This window comes from Streptomyces sp. NPDC041129 (assembly GCF_055592265.1).
The window spans coordinates 683,633-709,882 of record NZ_JBVIYV010000001.1 but is presented as its reverse complement, the minus strand read 5'-3'; the positions used below and the strand labels follow the sequence as shown (position 1 = coordinate 709,882).

The window sequence follows — 26,250 nt, the reverse complement described above, 5'->3', positions numbered from 1 at the left end:
GGACGACCCCGTCGATGACCGATCTCACGACGACCCCACGGACGGCGATCCGGGGCTTCCGCGCCGGTGACGGACCGCCGCTCGTGGAGACGTGGCGCCGGAGCGCCCCCGCCGACGCCATCACCGCGGACCGCTTCCGCTCCCTGGTGCTGCTCGACCCCAACTTCGACCCGGAGGGGCTCCGGGTCGCCGTGGACGGCGGCCGGGTCGTCGGCGCCGCCTACGCGGTGCGCCGGCTGACGCCGCTGGCCGGCACCGATCTGGAGCCGGAGCAGGGCTGGATCCCGTTCTTCTTCGTCGACCCGGCCGCCCGCGGGCGAGGTCTGGGCCGCGGGCTGCTGACCGAGGCGCTGGACTGGCTGCACGGTCACGGCCGCACTCGGGTGGACTTCTCCTCGTACACCCCCGACTACGTCCTCCCAGGCCTGGACGCCGAGGCCTACCCGCGGGCCGCCGCGCTGCTCGAGTCCCTGGGCTTCCGCACACTGTACGAGGCGACGGCGATGCACCGCGGCCTGGTCGGCTACCACCTCCCCGACGACGTCGCGCGCCGGCTGGACGAACTGACCGCCCTCGGACACCGGTTCACCACTCCGTCCGACGACGACCTGGTGGACCTCCTCGCGCTCGCCGGCGGCCGCTTCGGCCCGGACTGGGCGTGCACGATCCGGGCGTGTCTGACCGCGGGCACGCCGCTCGACCGGATCGTCGTCGCCCGGGATCCCGCCGGGCGCATGTCCGGCTGGGCGATGCACGGGGCGTTCGACGCGGTGGACGAGCGCTTCGGCCCGATCGGTGTCCGGGAGGAGATGCGCGGCAGCGGACTGGGCGAGGTCCTGCTGCACCTGGTCCTGGAGCGGATGCGGGCGCGCCGCGCGCACTCCGCGTGGTTCCTGTGGACCGGCGCCCGGTCACCGGCGGGCCACCTGTACCGCAAGGCCGGCTTCAGCAGCACCCGGGTGTTCCGGGTGCTGCGCCGGGAGGCCGCCCGATGACACCCGCCCGCCGCCCCGGGCCGGCGGGCGGGCTGAGCCGCCGTCACTTCGCCCTCGCGCTCCCCTCGGCGCTGCTCGCCTCCGGGTGCGCCGCCCCGCACCGGGGCACCGGCCGGCCCGGGGACCCGATCGAGCTCACCCTGCTCTCCCACTACGCGAGCGGGGAGCTGAAGCAGGCCCTGCAGGGTCCGGTCGACGAGTGGAACGCGACGCACGACCGGGTCAAGGTGCGCACCCAAGCGGTGGAGTTCACCGACCTGCTGACCACCTTCATGGTCCGGCAGGCCGCGGGCCAGGGCGCCGACATCCTCCACCCGTACTGCCTGTGGAACGGCCAGCTCGTCCGGGCCGGCGTCCTGCGGCCCGCGCCGGACCAGCACGCCGAGGAGATCGGCCGCGGCTACGGCGAGGCGGCGGTCCGTGCCGCCTCGGTGGGCGGCCGGGTCTACGGCTATCCCACCGAGGCGCAGACCTACGCGCTCTACTACAACAAGCGGCTGCTGCGCGCGGCCGGCCTCGACGGACCGCCGCGCACCTGGCGGGAGCTGGAGGAGGCGGCCCGTCGCACCGCCCGGCGGGACCGGTACGGCAACACGCTGGTGCAGGGGTTCGGCCTGTCGACCTACGACGACTCCACCACCGTCGGCCAGACCCTCGCTCTGCTCAACGCCGCCGGCGGCAGGTTCGTCTCCGCGGACGGCAGGCGCACCGCCATCGACTCGGCGGCCGGCCGGGCCGTGTTCGACCTGGAGCACCGGCTCGTCGCCACGGGCGCCAGCGCGCCCGGCGTCAACGTCTACAAGGCGTTCCCCTCCGGGCAGGTGGCCATGGTGATCAGCGCCGGCTGGTGGACCGGGAGCCTCAAGGAGCTGATGGGCGCCGGCTACCGCGACGTCGGCGTCGCGCCCGTGCCGGTGCCCGACACGGACGGCAGGCGCGCCACCCTCTCCACCGGTTTCATGCTCGGGGTCAACGCGGCCAGCGAACACCCCCGTGAGGCCTGGGAGTTCCTGCGCTGGCTCAACACCGAGAAGGTGGGCGTGAAGGGCGCGGGGAGAGGCGCGTCGGCGACCCGGATGAGCGCTCTGCAGGTGTCGGTCGGCTCCCTGACCGGCCGGGCCGACGACATGCGGACCCTGCTGAGCGGAGGCGGCGATCCGAATCTGCGCCCGTTCCTGGACGCGCTGGCGTACGCGGTGCCCGAGCCGAACGTGCCGGGCGCGCAGCAGGCCAAGTCGCTGCTGCGCAGCAACATCGAGGCGCTGTGGACCGGTCAGCGGTCGGTCGACGAGGCGCTGCGCACCACCCGACGGCAGGTCGACCAGGAGGTGTCGCGCTCATGGTGAACACGCTGGCTCCGGAGACGGCCGGGCGGGCGGACCCGGGCACCCGGTACACCGGGCCCTCCGCCGCCGGACGCCGCGGGCGGACCCGGCGCCGCCAGACCGCCGTCGCCTATCTCTTCCTGGCGCCGACGCTGCTGTTCTTCGCGGTCTTCCTGTTCCTGCCGCTCGGTTTCGCGCTGCTGCTGTCGGTGTCCCACTGGACCGGATTCGACCTCGGCGACATCGAGCCGGTCGGCCTGGACAACTTCGCCCGCCTCTTCGCGGACGGATCGACGTTCCTGACGCCGGTCCTGACCAACACGCTGCTGTACGCGCTGGGCACGGTGGCGCTCGCGCTCACCGGTTCCGTGCTCGTCGCCACCTGCATCGACAAGCTGCGGTTCCAGGGGCTGTGGCGCACCCTGTACTTCCTGCCGATCGTCACGACCGTCGTCGCCGTCGGCAACGTGTGGAAGTACATGTACGAGCCGGGCGGGCTGGTCAACGGCGCGCTCAACGCCGTCGGGTTCGGCTCGGTGGCGTTCCTGCAGGACCCCGGCACCGCGCTGCCCTCGGTCGTGGTCGTCCAGGCCTGGGCCTCGGTCGGCACCGCGATCCTCGTCCTGACCGCCGGGCTGAAGTCCATCCCCGGGTCCTATTACGAGGCCGCCGCGCTCGACGGCGCCGGGCCCGTCACCGTCTTCCTCCGGATCACCCTGCCGCTGCTGCGGCCGTCCCTGCTGTTCGTCTGCGTGACCCAGTTCCTGACCGGTCTGCAGTCGTTCGCGCTGATCATCGTGATGACGAAGGGCGGGCCGGGCGACGCGACCGCTGTCGCCGCGCTGGAGATGTACCGGCAGGCCTTCAGCCACGGCGACTGGGGCACCGCGAGCGCCGCCGCCTTCGTGCTGTTCCTCGTGGTCCTGGTGGTCACCCTGCTGCAGTTGCTGCTCTTCCGGCGCAAGGGGGAGGACGCGTGATCCGCCGCCGTTTCCCGTGGCTGTCGTACCTGCTGGTGCTGAGCGGCGCCGTGCTCACCATGGTGCCGTTCCTCGACATGGTGATGACGTCCTTCAAGGGACCGGGCGAGTCCGGCACCCTGCCGTACCGGTTCCTGCCGAAGGCGTTCGACCTGTCCAACTACCGTGCGGCCGTGGAGCAGCTCGACCTGCCGGTGCTCTTCCGCAACAGTGTCGTCGCCACCGCCGTGATCACCGGATCGGTGCTGGCCACCTCGTCGCTCGCCGGGTACGCGCTCGCCAAACTCCGCTTTCCCGGAAGGGACTTCGTCTTCCGCCTGGTGCTGTCGACGATGATGTTCCCGCCGTTCCTCTTCTTCATCCCGCACTTCCTGATCCTGGTGCACTGGCCGCTGGCGGGCGGCAACGACCTGCTCGGGCGCGGCGGCGCCGGCCTGACCGTCAGCATCGTGGCGCTCACCATGCCGTTCCTCGTCAACGGCTTCGGGATCTTCCTGATGCGCCAGTTCATGGTCTCGATCCCGGACGAGGTGCTGGAGGCCGCGCGCATCGACGGGGCGGGCGAGTTCGCGGTGTGGTGGCGGATCGTGGTGCCGCAGACCAAGCCGGTCGTGGTGACGCTCGGGCTACTGACCTTCGTGGACGCCTGGAACGAGTACATCTGGGCGCTGCTCGTCTCGACCGCCGACCCGGACGTGATGACCCTGCCCGTCGGCATCCAGCTCCTGCAGGACTACGTGGACCCGTCCCGCACGATGCCCATCGTCATGGCAGGCCTGGTGCTGAGCATCCTGCCGGTGCTGACCGTCTTCCTGCTGCTGCAGAAGTACTACATCCGCGGGGTCATGCTCAGCGGCCTCAAGTGACCGGCCTCCCGACAGGCCGTCCGCCGGGAGTGGGCACACACTGGATCCGAGCGGAGGCGGGCCGCCGGAGGAAGAGCCGCGCCCGCGTTCACGAGGGAGGCCGGAATCATGGTCCAGACATCTTGGACGACGCAGGGCGTCTTCACGGGGCCGGGAGGCGTCCGTACCGACGAGGCAGGGATCGTCACCGGCGACCTGACCGTGCACACCAGCTGGGACGCCAAGCAGGCCGTCGTGCAGGTCCAGTACACCGGCACCTCCCAGTGGTACACGCTGACAGGCAGCCCGGTGCCCTGCTCCTCGCAGCCCGAGAGCCGGGACCTGCACCAGGCGGTGGTCGAGGCCGTGCGGGCCGGCGGCGGCGCCACGGTCCCGCGCTACGACCGGCAGTGGGCACGCCCCTGAGCGGTCCGTCGGGCGCGGTGCCGAGGTAATGGAATATTGAACTATCGCGTTCCGTTGTGGCCGCCGAAGGAGGTCATTCAGTGGAGACGCGAGTGGAGACCACGTACTACGACCACGGCACCCCGGCCGAGCGCTGGGAGCGCGCGAGGCTGTTCTTCGACGCCGAGGACTACGCCGGCGCTGCGCGGGTGCTGGCGCGGCTGGTCGAGGAGGTGCCGGAGCAGACCGGGCCCCGGCTGCTGCTGGCCCGCGCCTACTACCACTCGGCCCAGCTTCGCCGTGCGGAGGCCGAGCTGCGGATCATCGTGGAGCGGGACCCGGTGGAGCACTACGCCCGGCTGATGCTGGGCCGTACGCTCCAGCGGCAGGCCCGGCACGACGAGGCGGCCCCGCATCTGCGCATCGCCGCGGCGCTCGTGGGTGACTTCCCCGAGGAGTGAGCGGCGGTGCCGTCCATGGGCCCGGTTCCGTGCGGGAACCGGGCCCTTCGCGCTACTTCACGCCGGGCGCGCTGCGGTACGTGCGCCGTCCACGCCGGTGGGCGATCTCTCCGAGGACCACGTCCACGGCGATGAAGGCGGCCAGCGGGATGCCGAGCAGCGGCACGAAGCAGCCGAGGACGGCGATCGCGGCCAGCGCCGGTACGAGGACGTACGGCGGCACCTGGGCCCAGGCGCCGCGCGGGACCGGGCGGCCGAAGGCGGAGCCCCGGCCCCGCTGCCACCACATGCGGTAGCCCCACACGATCAGCACGATAAGGGCGAGGGCGAGCAGGGCGAGAGCGATCTGGTTGGCGAGTCCGAAGAGGACGCCGGTGTGCAGGTCGATGCCCCAGCGAGTCAGCTTGGCGAGCACCGGGTAGTCGGCGAACCGCAGTTCGCCGGTGACCTCGCCGGTGGCGGGGTCGACGGCGACGGAGTCCTGCTTCTCGGGCCAGTCGCGCCGCACCTGCTTGACGACGTACGCGCTGCCGGCGTCGGCCGGCGGGACGATCTCCACCGGGCCGCTCAGCCCCTCGGCCCGGGCCGTCGCGAGCACCCGGTCCAGGCCCACGCCGTGCTCCGCGGTGCCGCCGGCGCCGGCCGCCGCGCCGTGACCCGCGTGCTCGCCGCCGCTCACGGCCGCCGACAGCGTGGGCGTCGCCTGGCCGAGCGAGGTGCGCAGGTCGCCGATGTGGCCGCCGGCGTACGTCGACCAGGTCAGGCCGGTCGCCGACAGGAACAGGAACCCGGCGGCGGTCCAGGCACCGACCGTGCCGTGCAGGCCGAGGGTGCGGCGCCGGCCGCCGGTGCCGCGCAGCCTGCGCAGCGCCCGCCGCCGGGAGAACCACAGCACCAGTCCGCCGCCCGCGATCACCCACAGCCAGCTCGCCGCGAGTTCGCTGTAGAGCCGGCCGGTGTCGCCGAGATGCAGGTCCCGGTGGAGTTCGTCGATCCAGGTGCGCAGCGGCAGGGCGCCGGTCGAGCCGTACTGTTCGAGCGCTCCGCGGATCTCGCCGGTGTGCGGGTTCACGAACACGGCGAGGGTGTGGTCGGGGTCCACGCCCTTGACGCCGGAGAGCATCACCCGGGTGGTCGATCCGGTCTCGGGCGCGGGCCGTACCGCCGCGACGGTTCCCTCGGGGTGGGCCTCGCGGGCGGCGGCGACCTGGGCGGAGACGGGCAGTTCCCGCTCGCCGGCCGGCACCGTCAGCTCATGCCGGTACATGATCTCCTCCGCCTGGAAGGAGCCCGCGTAGAGCAGGCCGGTGACGGCGGCGACCAGCAGGAACGGGGCGACGAGCAGTCCGGCGTAGAAGTGCAGGCGCAGGACGAGGGGACGCAGCGGGGCCCAGTGGCCCGGGGCGCGGGCCGGGGAGGGGGCCTCGTCCTTGGTGGGCGAGGGAGCGGTGGACATCGGCGGGCTTCTTTCGGGGGGCGGTTCTCCAGCGGTGACGGTCCAGTAGTCGGGCCGGAAGGGCACCGAGTTCCCCGGGGTGCTGGTGACCTGTGCCACACGAATGCCGGGCGGGCGTGGCATTCTGACGCGATGGCACCTCCCAGTGATCAGGCACCGCTCGCCGAGCGGGTCGAGGAACTCCTCGCCGCCGGCGGCCCCTTGCCCATCGTCGCGGCCGGTCGGCCGGTTCTCAGGCGCGGCACCGAGCGCTACGACGGCCAGCTCGGCCCCGCCCTGCTGGCCCGCTTCGTCGAGGCGCTGCGGCTGACCATGCACGCGGCGCCCGGCGTGGGCCTGGCCGCCCCTCAGGTCGGCATTCCGCTGCGGATCGCGGTCATCGAGGACCCGGCACCGGTGCCGGAGGAGGTGGCGCGGATCCGCGGTCGGGTGCCGCAGCCGTTCCGTGTCCTGGTCAACCCGTCGTACAAACCGGTCGGCGGCGCCCGTGCCGCGTTCTTCGAGGGCTGCCTGAGCGTGCCGGGCTGGCAGGCCGTGGTGGCCCGGCACGCCGAGGTGCGGCTGCGCGGCGAGGACGAGCACGGATCCGCGCTGGACGAGGTGTTCACCGGCTGGCCCGCCCGGATCGTCCAGCACGAGACCGACCACCTCGACGGCGTCCTCTACCTCGACCGCGCTCAGCCGCGCTCGCTGTCCACGAACGAGGCGGTGGCGGCCCTGTGGGCGCAGCCGGACCCACAGGCGGCGGCCGAGGCGCTGGGCTTCGAACTGCCGTGATCCGCCGCTCAGTTGTCCCGGTAGGCCTCCAGCAGCCGTAGCCACACCTCGCTCAGCGTCGGATACGACGGGACGGCGTGCCAGAGCCGGCCGACCGGCACCCGGCCGGCGACCGCGACGGTCGCGGAGTGGATTAGCTCGCCGACGCCGGGGCCGACGAAGGTGACCCCGCGCAGGATCTCCTCCTCCAGGTCGACGACCATGCGCGCGCGGCCCTTGTAGCCGTCGCCGTACAGGCCGGCGCCCGCGACCGAGGAGAACTCGACGTCGACCGCGCGGACGCGGTGGCCGGCCTGCTCGGCCTCGGCCAGGGAGAGCCCGACGGCGGCGGCCTCCGGGTCGGTGAAGACGACCTGGGGTACGGCGTGGTGGTCGGCGGTGGCCGCGTGCGCGCCCCAGGGCTCGTCCGGCGGTTCGGCGCCCGCGGCGCGCGCGGCGATCGCGGCGCCCGCGATCCGGGCCTGGTACTTGCCCTGGTGGGTGAGGAGGGCACGGTGGTTGACGTCGCCGACCGCGTACAGCCAGTCGGTGCCGGTGACCCGGAGGCTGTCGTCGACGTCGAGCCAGGAGCCGGGTTCCAGGCCGACGGTGTCCAGGCCGATGTCCCCGGTCCGCGGGGCGCGCCCGGTGGCGAAGAGGATCTCGTCGGCCTCGATGCGGTCCCCGGTGCCGGTGACGGCCACGACGGTGCCGTTCTCGCGGGAGACGGACTCGACGGAGGTACCGGTGCGGACGTCCACGCCCGCTTCGGTGAGCGCGTCGGCGACCAGTTCTCCGGCGAACGGCTCCATCCGGCTCAGCAGGCCCTTGCCCCGCACCAGCAGGGTGACCCGGGAGCCGAGGGCCTGCCAGGCGGTGGCCATCTCGGTGGCGACGACCCCGCCGCCGACGACGATCAGCCGGCCGGGAGCCGCCTTGGCGCTGGTGGCCTCGCGGCTGGTCCACGGCTTGATCCCGTCCAGGCCCGGCAGGTGGGGCAGCCGGGCGCTGGTGCCGGTGCAGACGGCGACCGCGTGCCGGGCGGTGAGCGTGGTGACCGTGCCGTCGGGGCCGGTCACGGTGACCGTGCGGGGGCCGGCCAGCCGGCCCCGGCCGCGGTACAGGTCGGCGCCGATGCCCTCCAGCCAGCGGATCTGGCCGTCGTCCTGCCAGTGCGAGGTGAAGTCGTCCCGCCGGGCGAGGACGGCGGAGGTGCCGAGGGGGCCCTGGACCGCCTGCTCCAGGCCGGGCAGCCGCCGCGCGTCCGCCTGGGCGATCACCGGCCTGAGCAGCGCCTTGCTGGGCATGCAGGCCCAGTACGAACACTCGCCGCCGACCAGTTCGCTCTCCACGACCGCGGTGGTGAGGCCGGCCGCACGGGTGCGGTCGGCGACGTTCTCCCCCACGGGCCCGGCCCCGAGCACCACGACGTCGTACGCGATGGATTCCGTTTCCGTCATGGGGTCAGTCTGGTGGGTGGTTGGCACACAGGCCACACGGGTAGGCGCGCGGACACGCGCGTGTCCGCACGGAACACTCGTGGAATAGGCGGCCGGGCCGCCGTGTTTCCGCCGTCGGCACACCCCACACCAGGAAGAGGGAACCAGGCCATGAGCAGCACTGTGGAGCTGACCAAGGAGAACTTCGACCAGACCGTCACCGAGAACGAGTTCGTCCTCATCGACTTCTGGGCGTCCTGGTGCGGGCCGTGCCGTCAGTTCGCGCCGGTGTACGAGAAGGCCGCCGGGGAGAACCCGGACCTGGTCTTCGGCAAGATCGACACCGAGGCCCAGCCCGAGCTGGCTCAGGCGTTCGGCATCCAGTCGATCCCGACGCTGATGATCGTCCGGGACCAGGTCGCGGTCTTCGCGCAGCCGGGCGCCCTGCCGGAGGCCGCCCTCGCGGACGTCATCGGGCAGGCCCGGAAGCTGGACATGGACGAGGTCCGCAAGAGCATCGCGGCCCAGGAGCAGCAGGGCGAGTAGCCCCGGCAGCCGGTTCCGGTACGGCCCGTGGCGCGTGTCGCGCCACGGGCCGTACGCGTCCGTGCGGACGGGCGGCCGGGCCGGTGGCAGGGTCAGCCGGACTCGCGGGGGACGAGACAGGCGCCCAGCACCCGGTGCACCTCGGGTGCGCCGCCCGGTTCGCGGACCGCGCGGTCGACGATTTCGGCCAGGTCCCGGCCGGAGGGCAGCTCGACCTGGACGGTGCTGAGCCGCGGGCGCAGCAGCCGGCCGAGCATCAGGTCGTCGGCGCCGACCACGGCCACGTCCTCGGGGATGCGGACGCCCTCGTCCTGGAGAGCGCGCATCAGCAGCATCGCGTACTCGTCGTTGTAGGCGAACACCGCGTCGAGGCCCGACTCGCGCCACCGGGCGGCCAGTTGGGCGGCGGCCTGCTCCGTGTACGCGAGCGGGAGCGCGGTCACGGTCGCGTCCGTGCCGCGCAGTGCCTGGCGGACGCCGGCGAGCCGGGGCCGGGAGAACGCCTCCAGGCCGGGTTCCTCGGGGACGATCACGCCGATCCGGCGGCGTCCGCCGGCATGCAGATGGGCGCCGGCGCAGTGGCCGACGGCCTCGTGGTCCATGAGCAGGGCGTGGGCGCCCTCGACCCGCTCGGGACCGAGGGTGACCACGGCCCGGGCACCGGAGCGTCTGAGCACGGCGACGCCCCGCGGGCCGAGCCCCGCGCCGGGCACCAGGACGGCGACCGGGCGCAACTCGGCCCAGGCGCGGGCGGCTTCGTCGCCCTGGAGGCCTACGGTGCCGTACTGGACGACCGTGTAGTCGAGGCGGCCGAGGGCGGTCTGGAGTTCGGTGAGGAAGCGGCTGTAGAGGGGGCCCACCGGGATCGTCGGGGCCGGCATGAGGACCATGCGGCTGTGCCCGGCCCGCAGGCTGCGGGCGGCCGCGTGGGGCACGTAGCCCAGTTCCCGGGCGGCCTCGTGGACGCGGCGGCGCGTCGGTTCGCTGATCCGTACGGCACTGGTGTTGTTGAGGACGTAGGAGACGGTCGCGCGCGAGACGCCCGCCAGCCGGGCCACATCGGCACTCGTCGGGACCGAGTGCGGCGCGGGCACCGCGGACGGCGGCGTGTTCGGTATCTGCACCATGACAGACCGCATCTTGGCAGAGGGGTCGGGGCGGGGGTGCGGGCGGGGGAACGTCGTTCATCGTTCGACCAACGCGCGGTACGACGACTGAATGAACGAACGCGTTCGTGGCGAACTTGTTCGCGACGAACATGTTCGTTACCCTGGCGGCATGAAAGAAACTCCCCGCTCCCGCCGTGAACGCCCCGCCAAGCCGGCGCTCAGCCGGCAGGGCATCGTCGCGGCCGCGGTCGCGGTCCTGCGGGCCGAAGGGCTGCGGAAGGTGACCATGCGGCGGCTGGCCCAGGAGCTCGACACCGGCCCCGCCTCGCTGTACGTCTACGTCCGCAACACCGACGAGCTGCACGCGGCAGTCCTCGACGAGCTGCTCGGCACCGTGGGTCCCGCCCCGTCCGGGGGCGACTGGCGGGAGCGCCTGGAGCGGGTGCTCACCGACTGCACACGCATGCTGCTGGACCATCCGGACCTCGCCCGCTCGGCGCTGACCGCCCGCCCCAGCGGCCCGCACTACCTGAACCTGATCGAGACGCTGCTCGCCCTGCTCGCCGAGGGCGGGGTCCCGCGCGAGCGGGCCGCCTGGGGCGTCGACCTGCTCCTCCAGCACGCCACCGCGACCGCCGCCGAACACGCCGGTGAGAAGTCCCCCGGCGAATGGCAGGCACTGGACAGCGCGCTGCGCGGGGCGTCCGAGGACACCCACCCGCACATCGCCGCCTCCGCCGGGGAGCTGCTGTCCGGCACCCCGCAGGCCCGCATGTCCTGGGCCTTCCGGGCGCTGATCGACGGCATCGAGCGCACCTCCGTACCCGACTGATCCCCGGCTCCCGAGGAGACCACCATGACCATCCCCCACCACCCCGTCGCCGTCGTCGGCGCCGGACTCGGCGGCCTCGCCCTCGCCCGCGTGCTGCACCTGCACGGCGTCGAGGCGGCCGTCTTCGACGCGGACGCCTCACCGGCCGCGCGAACGCAGGGCGGCATGCTCGACATCCACGACGACTCCGGTCAGGAGGCGCTGCGCGCGGCCGGGCTGCACGAGGCGTTCCTGACCCGGGTGCACCCCGGCGGCCAGGCGCTGCGGGTCCTCGACCAGGACGGCACCGTCCACCTGGAGGAGTCCGACGACGGCACCGGCGGGCGCCCCGAGATCGACCGCGGCGAGCTGCGCGACCTGCTGCTGGACTCGCTGCCGGAGGGCACCGTCCGCTGGGGCGCGAAGGTGGCCGGCGCCCGCCCGCTGGGCGACGGCCGGCACGAGGTGACGCCGGCGGACGGGAGCGCCTTCACCGCCGGTCTGCTGGTCGGCGCGGACGGCGCCTGGTCCCGCGTCCGCCCCCTGCTCTCCCCCGCACGGCCCGCGTACACGGGAGTGTCGTTCGTCGAGGCGGACCTGCTGGACGCCGATGCCCGGCATCCGCGGGCCGCGGCGGTGGTCGGCGGCGGCATGCTCTTCGCGCTGGGCGCGGGCCGGGGCTTCCTCGGGCACCGCGAGAGCGACGGCAGCCTGCACGTGTACGCCGCCGTCGAGGCGCCGGAGGACTGGCTCGACGGGATCGACTTCACCGACACCGAGGCGGCGAAGGCGGCCGTGCTGAAGGAGTTCGACGGCTGGCACGAGAGCCTGCGGGCGCTGGTCGCGGAGGCGGACGGGGCGCTGGTGCCGCGGCGGATCCACGCCCTGCCGGCCGGCCACCGCTGGGCCCGGACGCCCGGGGTCACCCTGCTCGGGGACGCCGCGCACCTGATGTCGCCGTTCGCGGGCGAGGGCGCCAACCTCGCGCTGCTCGACGGCGCCGAACTGGGCCTCGCCATCGCCGCGCACCCCGGGGACACCGGGGCCGCGCTCACCGCCTACGAGGAGCGGATGTTCCCGCGCGCCGAGGCGTCGGCGGCGGAGTCGGCACGCGGCGGCGCGACGCTGTTCCGGGCCGACGCGCCGCACGGACTGCTGGAGATGTTCGCCGGCCACGACGGCTGATCCCGGGCCGGCCCGGTACGGTCCGGGCACGCCTCAGACGGGCGGCTCCGTGCCCGTCACGCGGGCCACGAGGTCTGTCCAGCCGGCCTCCAGCCGCTCCATGGGCATCCCGCACTGCCGGGTCAGATGGTGGACCTGGGCCGGGTCGAGGTACGCCAGCAGGGTCAGGCAGAGCAGATCGCAGTCGGCGCCCGGCACGAGTTGCCGCAGCAGCATCGTGACGTGCGTGCGCAGCGCCTGGACGGCGGGGTGGGAGAACCGGCGGTCCGGCTCCGGCTGGGCGGCGAGCTGGAGGTCGAGCTGCTCGGCCGAGCGGTACAGCACCGCCACGCCGAACGCCCGCAGCCGGTCGAGGGGCGGCGCGCCGGGGCCGAGTGGCGGGGGCCCGCAGAGGAAGTCGGCCTGGAGCCGCCTGCCCGAGTGGTCGAGCAGTGCCGTCAGCAGCCCGGTGCGGTCGCCGAAGCGGCGGAACACCGTGCCCTTGCCCACCTGGGCCGCCGCCGCGACGGCCTCCATGGTCACCCCGGCGACCCCGTGCTCGGCGATCAACCGGGCGGCGGCCTCCAGCAACCGGGCCCGGTTGCGGGCCGCGTCGGCGCGCAGGCAGGGCTCGCCGGGACCCGACTCGACCTCCAGCAGTTGAGGCGTGTCGTGGGACTCCTGGGGCTTCGGGAAGGGGGGCAGGGCGGCGGGCATGAAGACAGCGTAAAGCATGGGGAACAAAACTGGACCGCGGTCCGGTTAGCCTGATAGAAAAGCTAAGCGGACCTCGGTCCGGATCGTAAACGGCGATGTTTCAGCCCCCTTTGGAGTACCCCCATGTCTGTTCGCATCCTCGCCCTCGTCGGCAGCCTTCGCGCCGGTTCGCACAACCGCCAGCTCGCCGAGGCGGCCGTCAAGCTCGCTCCCGAGGGCGCCGAGGTCGTGCTCTTCGAGGGCCTGGCCGAGGTCCCGTTCTACAACGAGGACATCGACGTCGAGGGCAGCGTCCCGGCTCCCGCCGCCGCGCTGCGTGAGGCCGCCGGCGCGGCCGACGCCTTCCTGTTCTTCTCCCCCGAGTACAACGGCACGATCCCGGCCGTCCTGAAGAACGCCATCGACTGGCTGTCCCGCCCGTACGGCGCCGGCGCCTTCGGGGGCAAGCCCGTCGCCGTGATCGGCACCGCGTTCGGCCAGTACGGCGGCGTGTGGGCGCAGGACGACACCCGCAAGGCCGTGGGCATCGCCGGCGGCAAGGTGATCGAGGACATCAAGCTGTCGATCCCCGGCTCCGTGACCCGCTTCGCCGAGACCCACCCGGTCGACGACGCCGAGGTCGCCGCGCAGCTCACCGAGGTCGTCGCCCGCCTGCACGGCAACGTGGGCGAGGTCGCGGCCGCCTGAGCCGTACGCACCCGCGAAGGGGCCGGAGCCGCTGGGTTCCGGCCCCTTCGGCGTGGTCGGGCGGCCCGGCGGGGAGCCCGCCGTCCGGTGGACACCCAGGACTCGAAACAGGCGTACGGGTCATACGTGTCGCAGGGACACGCAGCACGCGTCCCGCCGAGTCAGCTGAGGAGAAGTCATGCCCCCGGTCCAGTCCCCGTCGCCGCCGCCCCCGTTCGATCCGGAGCTCGCCGCCGTGCTGGAGCCGGCCGGTGACACGGTCCCGCCCGGCCTCACACCGGACGAGATCCCCACCGCCCGGCGGGGCGCGAGCAAGGAGCTGGCCGAGCTGTTCGACGTCACCATGGACGGCGCCTTCGAGGTGGAGGAGCGCCCGGTGCCGGGTCCTGGTGGCGCGCCGGACGTCTCCCTCCTCATCTGCCGCCCCACCGCCGCCCCCGCCACCCCGCTGCCGGTGATCTACCACGTGCACGGCGGAGGCATGATCCTGGGCCACAACCGGGCCGGGGTGGAGGCCCCGCTGAGCTGGGCGCGGGAACTGGGCGCCGTCGTCGTCTCGGTCGAGTACCGCCTCGCGCCCGAGAACCCGCACCCGGCCCCGGTCGAGGACGTGTACGCGGGCCTGCTCTGGACGGCCGGGCACGCCAAGGAGATCGGCGGCGACCCGGACCGGATCGTGATCGCCGGGGCCAGCGCGGGCGGCGGCCTGACCGCCGCGCTCGCCCTGCTGCTGCGCGACCGCCAGGGACCGCCGGTCATCGGCCAGCTCCTGATGTACCCGATGCTCGACGACCGCAACGACACGGTCTCCAGCCACCAGATGGCGGGCGTCGGTGTCTGGGACCGCACCGCCAACGACACCGCCTGGACGGCGCTGCTCGGCGACCGCCGGGGCGGCCCCGGCGTCTCCCCCTACGCCGCCCCCGCCCGCGCGACGGACCTGTCCGGCCTCCCCCCGGCCTTCCTCGACGTCGGCTCCGCGGAGACCTTCCGCGACGAGGTCGTCGACTACGCCTCCCGCATCTGGGGCTGCGGCGGCGTGGCCGAACTCCACGTCTGGCCCGGCGGCTTCCACGGCTTCGACGGGGTCGCCCCGCAGGCGTCGCTGTCCCGGGCGGCCCGGGCGGCCCGGCTCGTGTGGCTGCGCAGACTGCTGGCCTGACGAGGGCGCGCCCGCCGTACGCGGGCGCGTCCCGCCGCCCGAACATGACCGGATGTCACCTGTGCGAAAGCTGTACGACCGCCCCGGTGCTGAGGTTACCGTTCGGTAGACATCGTGCCCGGAGGCTCCCGGAGGTGCCCCGCAATGACGCCCGACCGTGCCGCAGGACTCGCGGAGTCCGCCCGCGCGCTCGCCGCGGGGGAGGTGACCTCGCGCGCACTGGTGGAAGTGGCCCTGGCCCGGATCGAGGCCACCCAGCCGACCCTGAACGCCTTCCGGGTGGTGCGCGCCGAGGCCGCCCTCGCCGAAGCGGACGCCGCCGACCGGGAGCTGGCGGCCGGAGTGCGCCGCCCGCTGCTCGGGGTACCGGTGGCGGTCAAGGACGACATGGACGTGGCGGGCGAGCCGACCGCCTTCGGCTGCCGGGGCGAGTTCCCGCCGGCCACGGTGGACGGGGAGGCGGTACGGCGGCTGCGGGCGGCCGGGGCGGTGATCGTCGGCAAGACCAACACCTGCGAGCTGGGTCAGTGGCCGTTCACCGAGGGGCCGGCGTTCGGGGAGACCCGCAACCCGTGGCACACCGGCCACACGCCCGGCGGCTCGTCCGGCGGTTCGGCCGCCGCGGTCGCCGCCGGTCTGGTCCCGGCCGCGCTCGGCTCGGACGGCGCGGGATCGGTGCGGATCCCGGCCTCCTGGACGCATCTGATCGGGATCAAGCCACAGCGCGGGCGCATCTCGACCTGGCCGCGCGGCGAGGCCTTCCACGGCATCACGGTGAACGGCACGCTGGCCCGCACGGTCGCCGACGCGGCCCTGCTGCTGGACGCGGCCTGCGGCAACCACGCCAGGGACCCGCACCGGCCCCCGGCGATCACGGTGTCCGACGCGGTCGGCCGCGACCCCGGCCGGCTGCGCATCGCCCTGTCCCTGAAGCCCCCGTTCACCGCCGTATCCGCGCGACTGCGCCCCGAGGTCCGCACCCGCGTCCTCGAACTCGCCGAGAGGCTGGCCGCGTCGGGGCACACCGTGGAGGAGGCCGACCCGCCCTACGGGCAGATCGGGCTGGCCTTCGTACCACGGGCCACCGCCGGTATCGCCGACTACGTCCGCGAGGCTCCCGACCTGGCGCTGCTCGATCCGCGCACCCGGGGCGCGGCCCGGCTGGGCCGGTTGCTCGGCGGCGCCCCACTGCGGGCCGCCCGGCGCGCGGAGGCGGTCCTGCGCCGGCGCATCGGCGCCTTCTTCGACTCGTACGACGTGCTGCTCGCCCCGACGACGGCCGCTCCCCCGCCCGCGATCGGCGCCCTGTCCGGGCTCGGCGGACTGGCCACCGACCGCGCCATGATCGCCGCCTGTCCGTACGCCTGGCCCTGGAACGTCCTCGGCTGGCCCGGGGTCAACGTGCCCGCCGGGTTCGTCGGTGAGGGTCTGCCCGTGGGCGCCCAGTTGCTCGGGCCCGCCGCCAGTGAGCCGCTGCTGGTCTCCGTCGCCGCCCAACTGGAGTCGGAGCTGCGCTGGCACGAGCTGTGGCCGCCGGTGCCGGAGCCGGACGCCCGGGTGGCCTGACGGCCCGGCGTGCGCGGGCGGACGGGCCCGAACCGACCGGAGTCGGGCCCGCGTTCCGCCCGTACCCTGTGGCCATGGACGATGCGTCGATGGTCGGGCTCATGGGGCGGGTGACGGGGACGATCGGGCCCGGTCTGGTCGGCGAGGTGATCGTCCGGGTGCGCGGCGGCGCCGAGCACTTCCTCGCGTACGCCGCCGACGGCACGGCCCGCCTGGAGCGGGGCACGGTGGTGATGGTGGTGGAGTACCTGCCGCCGAGGACGGTGTACGTCACCGCCGCGTACGACAGTTGAGCGCACGACGCCCCAGGTGATGGGCGTATGCGTCAAGATTGCGACAAGGATGCGCCGAGGCCTTCTCGGTGCGTCGCGGCGGGCGCACACTCCCTTCGTTCGGTGCCGAAAGGGCACCATGCAAAGGGGGCGAATGCCGATGGTCGTCGGCGTCGTTGCGGGGGCGGTAGTCGTTGCCGTTCTCGTGCTGATCGGGCTGTTCAAGATGATGTGGCGGGTCGCCGAGCCCAACGAGGCGCTCATCATCTCCGGATCCAAGCACCGTACCGAGGGTCTCGAGGAGGGCATGGGATTCCGCATCGTCACCGGGCGGGGCACGCTGGTGCTGCCCGGTGTGCAGGCGGTGCGCAAGCTCTCCCTGGATCTGAACGAGACCGAGCTTCAGGTGGACTGCGTGACCCACCAGGGCATCCCGCTGAAGGTGCGTGGCGTGGTCATCTTCAAGGTGGGCGACGACTTCGTGTCGATCGCGAACGCGGCCCGCCGTTTCCTGGACCAGCAGCGGCTGATGTCGGAGCGGGTGCACAACGTCTTCGCCGGTCACTTGCGGTCCATCGTGGGCGGGTTGACGGTCGAGGACATGATCCGCGACCGGGAGAAGCTGACCGGCCAGACCCGGGCGGCGTGCGGTACGGAGATGGAGAAGCTCGGCCTGATCGTCGACTCGCTGCAGATCCACGAGATCGAGGACCCTACCGGGTACATCCAGAACCTGGCCATGCCGCACGCGGCGGCCGTGCAGCGGGACGCGCGCATCGCGCAGGCCGAGGCCAACCGGCTGGCCACCGAGGCGGAGCAGCAGTCGTTCGCCCGGATGGCGGAGGCCACCCGGGACAGCGAGATCCTCCAGGCCGGCTACCAGGCCGAGCGGGACAAGGCGGGGGCGAAGGCCCAGCAGGCCGGTCCGCTCGCCGCGGCCGCCGCCCGGCAGGAGGTCGTCGTCCAGGAGACCCGGGTCGCCGAACTCGAGGCGCACCGGCGCGAGCAGCAGCTCCAGGCGGACGTCCGCAAGCCGGCCGACGCCCGGGCGTACGAGAAGCGGACGCTGGCCGAGGCCGAGCGCGACGCGCGGATCTCGGCGGCCCAGGCCAAGGCGAAGGAGACGGAACTCGCGGCGGCCGCCGAGGCCACCAGGGTCAAGGCGGCCGCGAGTGCCGAGGCCGAGTCCACCAAGACCCGGGGCGCGGCCTCGGCCTCGGCGACCCGGGCCACCGGTGAGGCCGAGGCCGCCGCCGCCCAGGCCAGGGGTCTCGCCGAGGCGGAGGCGACCAAGGCGAAGGGCCTCGCCGAGGCGGAGGCCATCAAGGCGCGGGCCGCCGCCCTGGCGGAGAACCAGGAGGCCGTCGTCGCGCAGCAACTCGCGGAGAACTGGCCGGAGATCGTCCAGGCAGGCGCGTCCGCGTTCGGCAACGTGGACAACATGGTGCTGCTCAACGGCGCCGACGGCATGGCCGAGCTGTTCGCCAAGGCGCTCACCATGGGCGGCACCGGCCTCGGCCTCGCCCGTCAGCTGCTCTCCTCGATGAACCACAACGGGCCCGCCGCGCAGAGCACTTCACCGTCGCTCAACGGGGCGGCGCCGCCCGCGCCGCAGAAGGTGCCGGTGGAGCGGGAGGGGTAGCGGTCCCGCTCGGAGCCGTCGGACGGCCGGGGTCCCTCACCAGGGGCCCCGGCAGCCGCGTCCCCCGGTCGGCCCCTGTCATCCCCCGAGCAGCGCGACGCCCAGGGCGAGCAGGGCCACGGCCTTGGCCGACTCCAGTGCCACGTACCAGAAGTGGCCTCGGGAGTGGGGCAGGTCCTCGCCCGCGAGCACCCGGTCGGACCTGCGGTTCAGGCGCGGCCGCACGACGGCGAGCTGGGCGGCGAGGAGTACGGCGGCGGCCGCGGTCAGCCCCAGGGTCCCGGCCGTGGCGCCGCCCACGGCGACGGCGGCGATCACCACGACGGCGAGGGCGGTCTCGACGGCGTTCAGGGCCCGGAAGACGAGCCGGCCGATGCCCAGGCCGATGGGTATGGTCACGCCCGGCGCGCGGAACTTCAGCGGCGCCTCCAGGAAGGAGATCGCCAGCACCATTCCGAGCCAGACGAACACCACCGCACTCGCGGTGGCGGCCGACGCGGTGTTCATCGGGGGGTTGCCTCTTTCTGCTCTGCGACTCCTGCCTCGCCCAGGTGGGCGAGGCAGGAGTCGGGTTCGGCGAAGGGTTCCAGGCCGGTGGCGGTCAGCGGAGCGCCGAGCCCGGTCAACGCGCCCTGCATCAGGCCGAGATGGAGCGGGCACACCAACCGGCCGTATTCCTCGGCGAGTTCCAGGAAAGGGCAGTGCCGCAGCCGGATCCGGGCCGGCGGCCCGTCCGGTCCGGCCGCGCCCTCCGGGCGCGGGGCGAAGCCCATGTCGTCCAGCAGGCCGACGAGCCGGGCCGCCGAGCGCTCGGCGGTCGGCCGCTCGAAGGGCGGCAGCGGCTCCACCAGGAACCTGCCCCAGGCCCGGCCGGTCTCCTCCGCCTCCGCGCGCGCCTCGGCCGGGTCGGCGGACGCCCAGCGGCTGAGCAGCATCCGCGCCAGCAGCGGATAGCCGCGCGCGCCGCCGCGGTCCATGCCGGGCCGCGCGCTGTAGGCGGTACGGGGCCGGCCGGGCCCGGAGGGCGCCTCGGTGCCGCTCTCGACCAGCCCCTCGGCGACCAGCGCGTCCAGGTGGAAACGCACGGTGTTGGGATGGACGCCCATCCGCTCGGCCACCGCCGCCACCCCGAGCGGTGCCGGGGCGGCCCGCAGTACGTCCAGTACTTCCTGGCGGCGCGGGCTCTGTCGTGCGGTCACGGCCGATCACCCACTCCCACCTGCGTGTATTTTTTCACAGAATCTACGTGGAGTAATTGTAGGGTGGGCCATGGAAGCCGATACAGCCAGGGGTGCGCATGACGCCGTCGTCCGAGACCGGTCCCGACTGGAGCGCGGGTCCGGACCCGCGCGTCCTGGGCGACGCCCGCGCCCTGGCCGCCGATCCGCCGGTCCCGTCGGGGGTGCTCTGGAAGCTGGCCGAGGGCGGACGCCAGCTCGACGCCAACGTCGTCCGGCTCGCCCCTGGCGCGCGCGTCGACACGCACACCGAGCCGGACCTGGACGTGCTGGTACTGGTCGTCTCCGGGGACGGCGTGCTCGGCAAGGGCGCCCAGGACGAGCACGAGCCGCTCGCCGAGGGCACACTGCTGTGGCTGCCGCACGGCTCCACGCGCAGCATCACCGCCGGCGCCTCGGGCCTCGCCTACCTGACCGTGCACCGCCGCAGACCCGGCCTGCAGATCCACTCGCGCGGCGGCGCGCCCAGCTGACACGCCGGGCGCGGGCGGTCATCACCCGCACCGCGGCCCGGGCCGGGAACTCCAGCGCCACGCAATCCCGTTCGCCCGCGGCCGCCGGCCGCCCGGCACGGGCCCCCCGCACGCCCGACGTGCCCACGACAGGCTCTAGGGTGCTCCCCGTGAGCACGCCTACCGATGAGAACGTCCCGGGCCGCTTCGGCGCCCACGCCACCACCGAGGCCGACCCGCGCGCGACCGGCCGGGTGCGTACCGAGTACTCCCCCGCCCACGACGGCGACCCCGACCCGGGCGAGATCGTGTGGACCTGGGTGCCGTTCGAGGAGAACGACGGCCGCGGCAAGGACCGGCCGGTGCTGGTGGTCGCCCGGGAGGCGGCGGGCACCTTCCTCGCCGTCCAGTTGTCCAGCAAGCGGCACGACGGGGACCGCGAGTGGGTGGCGATCGGCAGCGGCCCCTGGGACCGGTCGGGCCGTGATTCGTGGGTGGACGTGGACCGCGTGCTGAGGCTGCACGAGGACGGCATGCGCCGGGAGGCGTGCGCGCTCGACCGGATGCGCTTCAATCTCGTCCGGCAGCGGCTGCACGAGCGGTACGGCTGGACCTGACGCCCGCTGTCCGACGGCCTCACCGGCCTGCCCGGTGACCTGCCGGTTCCCGGCAGGTGACCGTGGACCGCTCAGCCGGCGACCGGACGCGCGCGCTCCGGGAACCGTCTCGCGAAGGCCTCCCGGACGGTGGACCCCGGCGTGCGGTCCAGGATGCCGAACACCACGTGCTCGAACGTCCGCGCGAACCGCCCGCCGGGTCCGAGCAGCGCCCGGAAGGCCTCGGCGACCTGTGCCGGATCGTTCTGGAACACGCCGCAGCCCCAGGCGCCGAGCACCAGCCGCCGGTAGCCCTGGGCGGCGGCGGTCTCCAGGACCCGCTCGGCCCGCCGGGCGAGGGCGGCCGGGAGTTCACCGGCCCGCTCGGGGGCCGTACGCCGCACGACACCGGCGTTCGGCGCCGCCGCGGTGAGGAACCCCGCGAGGTACGGCCGTTCGAGCATGGCACCCCGGTCGTCGCGGAACACCGGCACGGCCGGGGAGTGAATCACCCGATCGGTGTAGAACGGGTCACGGTGGGTGCGGTGGTGGTCGTAGAAGGCGCGGGCCTCGAGCAGGCAGGTGTACAGCGCCGAGGCGCGGCACAGCGCCTCCTCCTGGGCCTGGGCGCCGTTCAGGTAACCGCCGCCCGGATTACGGGCCGAGGCGAAGTTCAGAACGGCCACCGGCGCGTCGGCCAGCCGGCGGGCGGCCTCGGTGCTGCTCTCGCCCGTGACCTCGAGGACGGGCTCCGCGTCCGCGGCCACGGGCACCGGCACCGGCTCGGGCCCGTACAGCCGGGTGCCCGCCCTGGCGGCCTCGACGGCGGCCGCCAGCGGCACCTCCCGGCCGCCGGGCGCGCGGTACGCCCCCGCCGCCACGATCCGTTCGGTCTCCGCGGCCACACCGCGCAGGCGCGCGCTCACGGCGCCACCCCCGTGGGCGCCGCGACCGCGGCCCGCGCGGTCTCCCCCGTCGTGCTCATGCACGCATCCTGGGTGATGCTGGGATGCGGTGCAACGGAGTTTTCCCGGGCCCGGAACCCCCGGGGAACACGGAAGGAGACGGAGGTTACCGATCCCGAACGTCCCGATGGGTACCCTTGTGCGAATCGGCTCGAGGGTCTTGGGTGGACGGGTGCCTGTCCGGGCCCAGCGTGGGCCGGACCGGTGGCATGGTGGAATCTCAGGAGGATCCCGACATGTCCGACTCGAAGAGCGATTGCGGTGACTGTACGGAGCACCGCGACGCCGTCACCGAAGCCGAGGTGGAGGCCCTGGTCAGGGGCATCTGCTTCAAGACAGGGCCGCCCCGCACCCTCGGGGTGGAAGTCGAATGGCTCGTCCACGAGCTGCGCGAGCCGCAGCTCCCCGTCACACCCGAACGACTCGAAGCGGCCTACGCCACCCTGCGGAACGTGCCGCTGCGCTCGCCCCTCACGATCGAACCCGGCGGCCAGCTGGAGCTGAGTTCGCCGCCCGCCGCCTCCCTGATGGAGTGCGTGGAGACCGTCTCCGCCGATCTGGAGACCGTGCGCACCGTCCTCGCGAAGGACGGACTCGGACTCCTCGGCGTCGGCCACGACCCCTGGCGCGCACCCCGCCGGTTCCTGCGCGAACCGCGCTACGACGCCATGGAGTCCTGCCTCGACCGCACCGGCACGGCCGGCCGGCACATGATGTGCGCCTCGGCCTCCGTCCAGGTGTGCGTGGACGCCGGGCACGACGATCCGGGCGTCATGGGTCTCGGACAGCGCTGGTGGCTGGCCCACCAGCTCGGCGCGGTCCTCGTGGCCGCGTTCGCCAACTCCCCGCTGGTCGGACGGCGGCCCACCGGCTGGCGGTCCACCCGTCAGCTGCACTGGACGGAGATCGGGGCGGGCCGCGCGGGCGCTCCCCCGCCGGACGGGGAACCGAGGGGCGCCTGGGCCCGGCACGTACTGGAGTCCCCGGTGATGTGCGTCCGCCGCGACAGCGGCCCCTGGTACGTACCCGAGGGCCTCACCTTCCGCGAGTGGACCCGCTCCCGGCACCCCCGGCCGCCCACCCGGGCGGATCTCGACTACCACCTGACCACCCTGTTCCCGCCGGTCCGGCCGCGCGGTCACCTGGAGCTGCGCATGATCGACGCGCAGCCGGGCGACGACGGCTGGATCGTGCCGCTCGCGGTGACCGCGGCGCTGTTCGACGACCCGGAGGCCGCCGAGGCCGCGCACCAGGCCGTCAAACCGCTGGCCGAGCGGGCCGAGAACCTGCCGGCCCCGCACAATCCGCTGTGGACCGACGCGGCCCGGCACGGGCTCACCGACCCCGAGCTGCGCGAGGCCGCCGTCGCCTGCTTCACGGCGGCGCTCCTGGCCCTGCCCCGGCTCGGCGCCACGCCCGCGGTCGTCGACGCCGTCGCCGCGTACCTGGACCGCCATGTCGCGCGGGGCCGCTGCCCGGCCGACGACCTGCTGGACCGTCTGCGCGGCACCGACCGCCGCGCGGCCCACGGGAGGAAGGACATCCGCACATGACCGCCCCTGAGACCGAGACCACGGCCACCGAGGCGGACACCGAGGCGCTGCGCGAGCGCGCGGTCGCCTCGCTCACCGCCGCCCGCGCCCGCACCGAACTGCTGACGAACTGTGTCGAGGACCAGGACCTCACCACCCAGCACTCCCCGCTGATGTCGCCCCTGGTGTGGGACCTCGCCCACATCGGCAATCAGGAGGAGCTGTGGCTGCTGCGGGCGGTCGGCGGCCGGGAGGCGCTGCGGCCCGAGATCGACGGCCTGTACGACGCCTTCGAGCACTCGCGCGCCGAACGCCCCTCGCTGCCGCTGCTGCCGCCCGCCGAGGCCCGCGGTTACGCGTCCGACGTGCGCGGACGGGCCCTCGACCTGCTGGAGGCCGCGGACTTCCACGGCAGCCGGCTGACCGAGGCGGGCTTCGCCTTCGGCATGATCGCGCAGCACGAACAGCAGCACGACGAGACGATGCTGATCACCCATCAGCTCCGCACGGGCGCGCCGGTCCTGACCGCGCCCGATCCCGGACCGGCCCCGCTGTTCACCGGTCCGGCCGAAGTCCTGGTGCCCGGTGGCCCGTTCACCATGGGCACCTCCGCCGAGCCCTGGGCGCTGGACAACGAGCGCCCGGCGCACCCGGTGGACGTGGCACCCTTCTGGATCGACACGACACCGGTGACGAACGCGGCGTACCAGGCGTTCATCGAGGACGGCGGCTACGGCACCGAGCGCTGGTGGACCCCGGAGGGCTGGGCGCACATCCGGCAGCACGGCCTCACCGCCCCGCTCTTCTGGCGGCGGGACGGCGGCCAGTGGCTGCGGCGGCGCTTCGGCGTCACCGAGGTGGTGCCGGCCGACGAGCCGGTGCTGCACGTGTGCTGGTACGAGGCGGACGCCTACGCCCGCTGGGCCGGGCGCCGGCTGCCGACCGAGGCGGAGTGGGAGAAGGCCGCCCGCTTCGACCCGGCCACCGGCCGTTCCCGGCGCTACCCGTGGGGCGACGCCGACCCGGCCCCCCAGCACGCCAACCTGGGCCAGCGCCACCTCCGGCCGGCCCCCGCCGGCAGCTACCCGGACGGCGAGTCCCCGCTCGGCGTACGGCAGTTGATCGGTGACGTGTGGGAGTGGACGTCCAGCGACTTCCTGCCGTACCCGGGGTTCACGGCGTTCCCGTACAAGGAGTACTCGGAGGTGTTCTTCGGCGCCGAGTACAAGGTGCTGCGCGGCGGTTCGTTCGCCGTGGACGCGGTCGCCTGCCGGGGCACGTTCCGCAACTGGGACTACCCGATAAGGCGGCAGATCTTCTCCGGGTTCCGCACCGCCCGATCGGAGGCCGCCTGATGTGCCGTCACCTGGCCTACCTGGGGCCGGAACAGCCGCTCGGGCGACTCCTCGTGGAACCCCCGCACAGCCTGTACCGGCAGTCGTGGGAGCCCCGCCGGCAGCGGTACGGCACCGTCAACGCCGACGGTTTCGGGGTGGGCTGGTACGCCCCGGACGATCCCGCGCCGGCCCGCTACCGGCGGGCCGGGCCGATCTGGGCGGACCTGTCCTTCGCCGATCTGGCCCGGGTGGTGCGCGCCGGCACGGTGCTCGCCGCCGTGCGCGACGCCACCCTCGCGGGTGCGGACGCCGAGGCGGCGGCCGCGCCCTTCGCCGCCGGACGCTGGCTGTTCAGCCACAACGGCGCGATCGCCGGCTGGCCGGACTCGGCGGCGCACCTGGTGTCCGGACTTCCCCCGGTCGAGCTGCTGTCGCTGCAGGCACGCACCGACTCGGCGTTCGTCTGGGCGCTGGTCCTGCACCGGCTGCGCTCCGGCGACGACCCCGCGCAGGCCCTCGGTGACACCGTTCGCCGTTTCGCCGCGGCGGCCCCCGCGTCCCGCCTCAATCTGCTGCTCACCGACGGCGAGACCATCGCCGCCACCGCCTGGGGCGACAGCCTCTGGTACCGCACGGAGCCCGGCCCGGGCACGGTCGTCGCGTCGGAGCCGTACGACGACGACCCGCTCTGGCAGGAGGTCCCCGACCGCACCGTGCTCACCGCGAGCCGCGCCGGTGTACTCCTCGCCCCACTCGAGGATCCGGCGTCCTCCCCCGCTCTCAGCTCCGTTCGAGCGGAGGGACCCCCATCCCCGAAGGAGCCCTGCCGTTGAGTCCCCTGCACGTCACCCGCACCCTCCCCGAGGACGCGACCGGCGCCGCGCTGCGCGCCGACGTCCGGCACGGCCTCACCGTCACCCCCAAGACGCTGCCGCCCAAGTGGTTCTACGACGCCCTGGGCAGCGAGCTGTTCGAGCGGATCACCGATCTGCCCGAGTACTACCCCACGCGTGCCGAGCGCGAGATCCTCGTCGCCCGCAGCGGTGAGATCGCCGCCGCGAGCCGCGCCCGCACCCTGATCGAACTGGGCTCCGGCTCCTCGGAGAAGACCCGCCATCTCATCGACGCGCTCACCTCGCTGGAGGCCTACGTCCCGGTCGACGTCAGCGAGAGCGCCCTCACCCAGGCCGGGCGGGCGCTCATCGAGGAGCGGCCCGGACTCGACGTGCACGCGCTGATCGCCGACTTCACCGCCCCGCTGGAACTGCCCGCGACCTCCGGTCCCCGGCTCGTGGCGTTCCTCGGGGGCACGATCGGCAACCTGCTGCCCGCCGAGAGGGCGAAGTTCCTCGCCCTCGTACGCTCCCTGCTCGCCCCGGGCGACGGCCTGCTCCTCGGCACGGACCTGGTCAAGGACGAGCGGGTGCTGGTCCGGGCGTACGACGACGCGGCCGGGGTGACGGCCGCCTTCAACAAGAACGTCCTGGCGGTCGTCAACCGTGAACTGGGCGCGGACTTCGAGCCGGACGCCTTCGACCACGTGGCCGTGTGGGACCCGGAACAGGAGTGGATCGAGATGCGGCTGCGCTCGCGCACCGCGCAGACCGTCAAGGTGCCCGCGCTGGACCTGGCCGTGGACTTCGCGGCGGGCGAGGAGATGCGCACCGAGGTGTCGGCGAAGTTCCGCCGGGACGGCATCACCGCCGAACTGGCGGCCACCGGCCTCGAACTGACCCACTGGTGGACGGATGCCGAGGACCGGTTCGCGCTGTCGCTGAGCGTGGTGCGGTAG

The 26,250-nt window shown here is 74.0% G+C and carries 28 protein-coding genes; 21 read left to right on the top strand and 7 right to left on the bottom strand.

Translation table 11 applies throughout. The features are described from left to right. The first annotated feature begins 14 nt into the window (after nucleotides 1-14). The 6 genes from ACZ6B1_RS03095 (at nucleotide 15) to ACZ6B1_RS03070 (ending at nucleotide 5,011) form a co-directional block, all read left to right on the top strand. Nucleotides 15-995 (top strand): GNAT family N-acetyltransferase, encoded by a 981-nt coding sequence (locus ACZ6B1_RS03095; protein ID WP_468774424.1) that lies wholly within the window; start codon nucleotides 15-17, stop codon nucleotides 993-995. After that, nucleotides 992-2,341 carry an ABC transporter substrate-binding protein gene (locus tag ACZ6B1_RS03090; protein ID WP_468774422.1) on the top strand — a complete coding sequence of 450 codons (1,350 nt, stop codon included), beginning with the start codon at nucleotides 992-994 and terminating at the stop codon, nucleotides 2,339-2,341. The genes ACZ6B1_RS03095 and ACZ6B1_RS03090 overlap by 4 nt, the downstream gene beginning before the upstream one ends. Further along, nucleotides 2,335-3,300: a carbohydrate ABC transporter permease gene (locus ACZ6B1_RS03085; RefSeq protein ID WP_468774420.1), complete on the top strand. Its 966-nt coding sequence runs from the start codon at nucleotides 2,335-2,337 to the stop codon at nucleotides 3,298-3,300. Before ACZ6B1_RS03090 ends, ACZ6B1_RS03085 begins: the two co-directional genes overlap by 7 nt. Continuing rightward, complete coding sequence (locus ACZ6B1_RS03080) at nucleotides 3,297-4,166, top strand: carbohydrate ABC transporter permease (RefSeq protein WP_468774418.1); 870 nt, start codon at nucleotides 3,297-3,299, stop codon at nucleotides 4,164-4,166. The genes ACZ6B1_RS03085 and ACZ6B1_RS03080 overlap by 4 nt, the downstream gene beginning before the upstream one ends. Nucleotides 4,167-4,274: 108 nt before the next feature. After that, nucleotides 4,275-4,571 carry a hypothetical protein gene (locus ACZ6B1_RS03075; RefSeq protein WP_468774416.1) on the top strand — a complete coding sequence of 99 codons (297 nt, stop codon included), beginning with the start codon at nucleotides 4,275-4,277 and terminating at the stop codon, nucleotides 4,569-4,571. 92 nt (nucleotides 4,572-4,663) lie between these two features. After that, nucleotides 4,664-5,011, top strand: coding sequence for a tetratricopeptide repeat protein (locus tag ACZ6B1_RS03070; RefSeq protein WP_468776005.1), 348 nt, complete (start codon nucleotides 4,664-4,666; stop codon nucleotides 5,009-5,011). 52 nt (nucleotides 5,012-5,063) lie between these two features. Here the strand turns inward: ACZ6B1_RS03070 and ACZ6B1_RS03065 are convergent, their stop codons facing one another. Beyond that, nucleotides 5,064-6,467 (bottom strand): PepSY-associated TM helix domain-containing protein, encoded by a 1,404-nt coding sequence (locus ACZ6B1_RS03065; protein WP_468774415.1) that lies wholly within the window; start codon nucleotides 6,465-6,467, stop codon nucleotides 5,064-5,066. A 132-nt stretch (nucleotides 6,468-6,599) separates the two neighbouring features. Between ACZ6B1_RS03065 and ACZ6B1_RS03060 the strand changes: the two genes are divergently transcribed. Then, entirely contained in the window at nucleotides 6,600-7,244 is a 645-nt protein-coding gene (locus ACZ6B1_RS03060; protein ID WP_468774413.1) for a peptide deformylase, read from the top strand. 8 nt (nucleotides 7,245-7,252) lie between these two features. On the opposite strand, the gene ACZ6B1_RS03055 is transcribed toward ACZ6B1_RS03060, so the two are convergent. Next, complete coding sequence (locus ACZ6B1_RS03055; RefSeq protein WP_468774411.1) at nucleotides 7,253-8,683, bottom strand: dihydrolipoyl dehydrogenase family protein; 1,431 nt, start codon at nucleotides 8,681-8,683, stop codon at nucleotides 7,253-7,255. A gap of 150 nt (nucleotides 8,684-8,833) precedes the next feature. Here ACZ6B1_RS03055 and trxA point away from each other — a divergent pair, with 150 nt between their 5' ends. Next, entirely contained in the window at nucleotides 8,834-9,208 is a 375-nt protein-coding gene (trxA, locus tag ACZ6B1_RS03050) for a thioredoxin (RefSeq protein ID WP_468774409.1), read from the top strand. Between the two features lie 92 nt (nucleotides 9,209-9,300). On the opposite strand, the gene ACZ6B1_RS03045 is transcribed toward trxA, so the two are convergent. Further along, nucleotides 9,301-10,347 (bottom strand): LacI family DNA-binding transcriptional regulator, encoded by a 1,047-nt coding sequence (locus ACZ6B1_RS03045; RefSeq protein WP_468774407.1) that lies wholly within the window; start codon nucleotides 10,345-10,347, stop codon nucleotides 9,301-9,303. Nucleotides 10,348-10,486: 139 nt separating this feature from the next. Here ACZ6B1_RS03045 and ACZ6B1_RS03040 point away from each other — a divergent pair, with 139 nt between their 5' ends. Then, the gene (locus ACZ6B1_RS03040) at nucleotides 10,487-11,149 is read left to right on the top strand and encodes a TetR/AcrR family transcriptional regulator (protein WP_468774405.1); all 663 of its coding nucleotides are present in this window, start codon (nucleotides 10,487-10,489) and stop codon (nucleotides 11,147-11,149) included. Nucleotides 11,150-11,173: 24 nt separating this feature from the next. Then, a complete protein-coding gene (locus ACZ6B1_RS03035) occupies nucleotides 11,174-12,313 on the top strand; it encodes an FAD-dependent oxidoreductase (protein WP_468774403.1) in 1,140 nt (379 codons plus the stop codon). A gap of 33 nt (nucleotides 12,314-12,346) precedes the next feature. On the opposite strand, the gene ACZ6B1_RS03030 is transcribed toward ACZ6B1_RS03035, so the two are convergent. Further along, nucleotides 12,347-13,027: a TetR/AcrR family transcriptional regulator gene (locus tag ACZ6B1_RS03030; protein ID WP_468774402.1), complete on the bottom strand. Its 681-nt coding sequence runs from the start codon at nucleotides 13,025-13,027 to the stop codon at nucleotides 12,347-12,349. 105 nt (nucleotides 13,028-13,132) lie between these two features. Between ACZ6B1_RS03030 and ACZ6B1_RS03025 the strand changes: the two genes are divergently transcribed. From ACZ6B1_RS03025 to ACZ6B1_RS03005, 5 genes are all read left to right on the top strand, one after another. Next, nucleotides 13,133-13,696: an NAD(P)H-dependent oxidoreductase gene (locus ACZ6B1_RS03025; RefSeq protein WP_468774400.1), complete on the top strand. Its 564-nt coding sequence runs from the start codon at nucleotides 13,133-13,135 to the stop codon at nucleotides 13,694-13,696. 178 nt (nucleotides 13,697-13,874) lie between these two features. Next, on the top strand, nucleotides 13,875-14,858 hold the full coding sequence (locus ACZ6B1_RS03020; RefSeq protein WP_468774398.1) for an alpha/beta hydrolase: 984 nt from the start codon (nucleotides 13,875-13,877) through the stop codon (nucleotides 14,856-14,858). Nucleotides 14,859-15,002: 144 nt separating this feature from the next. After that, nucleotides 15,003-16,424 carry an amidase gene (locus tag ACZ6B1_RS03015; RefSeq protein ID WP_468774396.1) on the top strand — a complete coding sequence of 474 codons (1,422 nt, stop codon included), beginning with the start codon at nucleotides 15,003-15,005 and terminating at the stop codon, nucleotides 16,422-16,424. A 74-nt stretch (nucleotides 16,425-16,498) separates the two neighbouring features. Beyond that, a complete protein-coding gene (locus ACZ6B1_RS03010; protein ID WP_468774395.1) occupies nucleotides 16,499-16,717 on the top strand; it encodes a hypothetical protein in 219 nt (72 codons plus the stop codon). Nucleotides 16,718-16,850: 133 nt separating this feature from the next. After that, nucleotides 16,851-18,338, top strand: a complete 1,488-nt coding sequence (locus ACZ6B1_RS03005; RefSeq protein WP_468774393.1) for an SPFH domain-containing protein — start codon at nucleotides 16,851-16,853, stop codon at nucleotides 18,336-18,338. Between the two features lie 78 nt (nucleotides 18,339-18,416). Here the strand turns inward: ACZ6B1_RS03005 and ACZ6B1_RS03000 are convergent, their stop codons facing one another. Beyond that, a complete protein-coding gene (locus ACZ6B1_RS03000; protein WP_468774391.1) occupies nucleotides 18,417-18,845 on the bottom strand; it encodes a hypothetical protein in 429 nt (142 codons plus the stop codon). Continuing rightward, on the bottom strand, nucleotides 18,842-19,537 hold the full coding sequence (locus tag ACZ6B1_RS02995; protein WP_468774389.1) for a helix-turn-helix transcriptional regulator: 696 nt from the start codon (nucleotides 19,535-19,537) through the stop codon (nucleotides 18,842-18,844). The genes ACZ6B1_RS03000 and ACZ6B1_RS02995 overlap by 4 nt, the downstream gene beginning before the upstream one ends. Before the next feature lie 98 nt (nucleotides 19,538-19,635). Here ACZ6B1_RS02995 and ACZ6B1_RS02990 point away from each other — a divergent pair, with 98 nt between their 5' ends. After that, nucleotides 19,636-20,049: a cupin domain-containing protein gene (locus tag ACZ6B1_RS02990; RefSeq protein ID WP_468774387.1), complete on the top strand. Its 414-nt coding sequence runs from the start codon at nucleotides 19,636-19,638 to the stop codon at nucleotides 20,047-20,049. A gap of 149 nt (nucleotides 20,050-20,198) precedes the next feature. Next, nucleotides 20,199-20,645 carry a type II toxin-antitoxin system PemK/MazF family toxin gene (locus ACZ6B1_RS02985; protein WP_468774385.1) on the top strand — a complete coding sequence of 149 codons (447 nt, stop codon included), beginning with the start codon at nucleotides 20,199-20,201 and terminating at the stop codon, nucleotides 20,643-20,645. Nucleotides 20,646-20,716: 71 nt separating this feature from the next. On the opposite strand, the gene ACZ6B1_RS02980 is transcribed toward ACZ6B1_RS02985, so the two are convergent. Beyond that, nucleotides 20,717-21,550, bottom strand: a complete 834-nt coding sequence (locus ACZ6B1_RS02980) for a TIGR02452 family protein (RefSeq protein WP_468774383.1) — start codon at nucleotides 21,548-21,550, stop codon at nucleotides 20,717-20,719. Nucleotides 21,551-21,825: 275 nt separating this feature from the next. On the opposite strand from ACZ6B1_RS02980, the gene egtA reads away from it, so the two are divergent. The 4 genes from egtA to egtD are packed head-to-tail and all read left to right on the top strand — an operon-like array spanning nucleotide 21,826 to nucleotide 26,250. Further along, a complete protein-coding gene (gene egtA / locus ACZ6B1_RS02975) occupies nucleotides 21,826-23,142 on the top strand; it encodes an ergothioneine biosynthesis glutamate--cysteine ligase EgtA (RefSeq protein WP_468774381.1) in 1,317 nt (438 codons plus the stop codon). Further along, nucleotides 23,139-24,476, top strand: coding sequence for an ergothioneine biosynthesis protein EgtB (gene egtB, locus ACZ6B1_RS02970; RefSeq protein ID WP_468774379.1), 1,338 nt, complete (start codon nucleotides 23,139-23,141; stop codon nucleotides 24,474-24,476). Before egtA ends, egtB begins: the two co-directional genes overlap by 4 nt. Further along, complete coding sequence (egtC, locus tag ACZ6B1_RS02965) at nucleotides 24,476-25,291, top strand: ergothioneine biosynthesis protein EgtC (RefSeq protein WP_468774377.1); 816 nt, start codon at nucleotides 24,476-24,478, stop codon at nucleotides 25,289-25,291. The genes egtB and egtC overlap by 1 nt, the downstream gene beginning before the upstream one ends. Next, a complete protein-coding gene (gene egtD, locus ACZ6B1_RS02960; protein ID WP_468774376.1) occupies nucleotides 25,288-26,250 on the top strand; it encodes an L-histidine N(alpha)-methyltransferase in 963 nt (320 codons plus the stop codon). The genes egtC and egtD overlap by 4 nt, the downstream gene beginning before the upstream one ends.

Excerpts from the sequence above, each read along its gene's own strand:
- ACZ6B1_RS03095 (WP_468774424.1), top strand. The coding sequence starts at position 15 with ATGACCGATCTCACGACGACCCCACGGACGGCGATCCGGGGCTTCCGC.
- ACZ6B1_RS03090 (WP_468774422.1), top strand. The coding sequence starts at position 992 with ATGACACCCGCCCGCCGCCCCGGGCCGGCGGGCGGGCTGAGCCGCCGT.
- ACZ6B1_RS03085 (WP_468774420.1), top strand. The coding sequence starts at position 2,335 with ATGGTGAACACGCTGGCTCCGGAGACGGCCGGGCGGGCGGACCCGGGC.
- ACZ6B1_RS03075 (WP_468774416.1), top strand. The coding sequence starts at position 4,275 with ATGGTCCAGACATCTTGGACGACGCAGGGCGTCTTCACGGGGCCGGGA.
- ACZ6B1_RS03065 (WP_468774415.1), bottom strand. The coding sequence starts at position 6,467 with ATGTCCACCGCTCCCTCGCCCACCAAGGACGAGGCCCCCTCCCCGGCC.
- ACZ6B1_RS03060 (WP_468774413.1), top strand. The coding sequence starts at position 6,600 with ATGGCACCTCCCAGTGATCAGGCACCGCTCGCCGAGCGGGTCGAGGAA.
- ACZ6B1_RS03055 (WP_468774411.1), bottom strand. The coding sequence starts at position 8,683 with ATGACGGAAACGGAATCCATCGCGTACGACGTCGTGGTGCTCGGGGCC.
- trxA (WP_468774409.1), top strand. The coding sequence starts at position 8,834 with ATGAGCAGCACTGTGGAGCTGACCAAGGAGAACTTCGACCAGACCGTC.
- ACZ6B1_RS03045 (WP_468774407.1), bottom strand. The coding sequence starts at position 10,347 with ATGCGGTCTGTCATGGTGCAGATACCGAACACGCCGCCGTCCGCGGTG.
- ACZ6B1_RS03040 (WP_468774405.1), top strand. The coding sequence starts at position 10,487 with ATGAAAGAAACTCCCCGCTCCCGCCGTGAACGCCCCGCCAAGCCGGCG.
- ACZ6B1_RS03035 (WP_468774403.1), top strand. The coding sequence starts at position 11,174 with ATGACCATCCCCCACCACCCCGTCGCCGTCGTCGGCGCCGGACTCGGC.
- ACZ6B1_RS03030 (WP_468774402.1), bottom strand. The coding sequence starts at position 13,027 with ATGCTTTACGCTGTCTTCATGCCCGCCGCCCTGCCCCCCTTCCCGAAG.
- ACZ6B1_RS03025 (WP_468774400.1), top strand. The coding sequence starts at position 13,133 with ATGTCTGTTCGCATCCTCGCCCTCGTCGGCAGCCTTCGCGCCGGTTCG.
- ACZ6B1_RS03020 (WP_468774398.1), top strand. The coding sequence starts at position 13,875 with ATGCCCCCGGTCCAGTCCCCGTCGCCGCCGCCCCCGTTCGATCCGGAG.
- ACZ6B1_RS03015 (WP_468774396.1), top strand. The coding sequence starts at position 15,003 with ATGACGCCCGACCGTGCCGCAGGACTCGCGGAGTCCGCCCGCGCGCTC.
- ACZ6B1_RS03010 (WP_468774395.1), top strand. The coding sequence starts at position 16,499 with ATGGACGATGCGTCGATGGTCGGGCTCATGGGGCGGGTGACGGGGACG.
- ACZ6B1_RS03005 (WP_468774393.1), top strand. The coding sequence starts at position 16,851 with ATGCCGATGGTCGTCGGCGTCGTTGCGGGGGCGGTAGTCGTTGCCGTT.
- ACZ6B1_RS03000 (WP_468774391.1), bottom strand. The coding sequence starts at position 18,845 with ATGAACACCGCGTCGGCCGCCACCGCGAGTGCGGTGGTGTTCGTCTGG.
- ACZ6B1_RS02990 (WP_468774387.1), top strand. The coding sequence starts at position 19,636 with ATGACGCCGTCGTCCGAGACCGGTCCCGACTGGAGCGCGGGTCCGGAC.
- egtA (WP_468774381.1), top strand. The coding sequence starts at position 21,826 with ATGTCCGACTCGAAGAGCGATTGCGGTGACTGTACGGAGCACCGCGAC.
- egtB (WP_468774379.1), top strand. The coding sequence starts at position 23,139 with ATGACCGCCCCTGAGACCGAGACCACGGCCACCGAGGCGGACACCGAG.
- egtC (WP_468774377.1), top strand. The coding sequence starts at position 24,476 with ATGTGCCGTCACCTGGCCTACCTGGGGCCGGAACAGCCGCTCGGGCGA.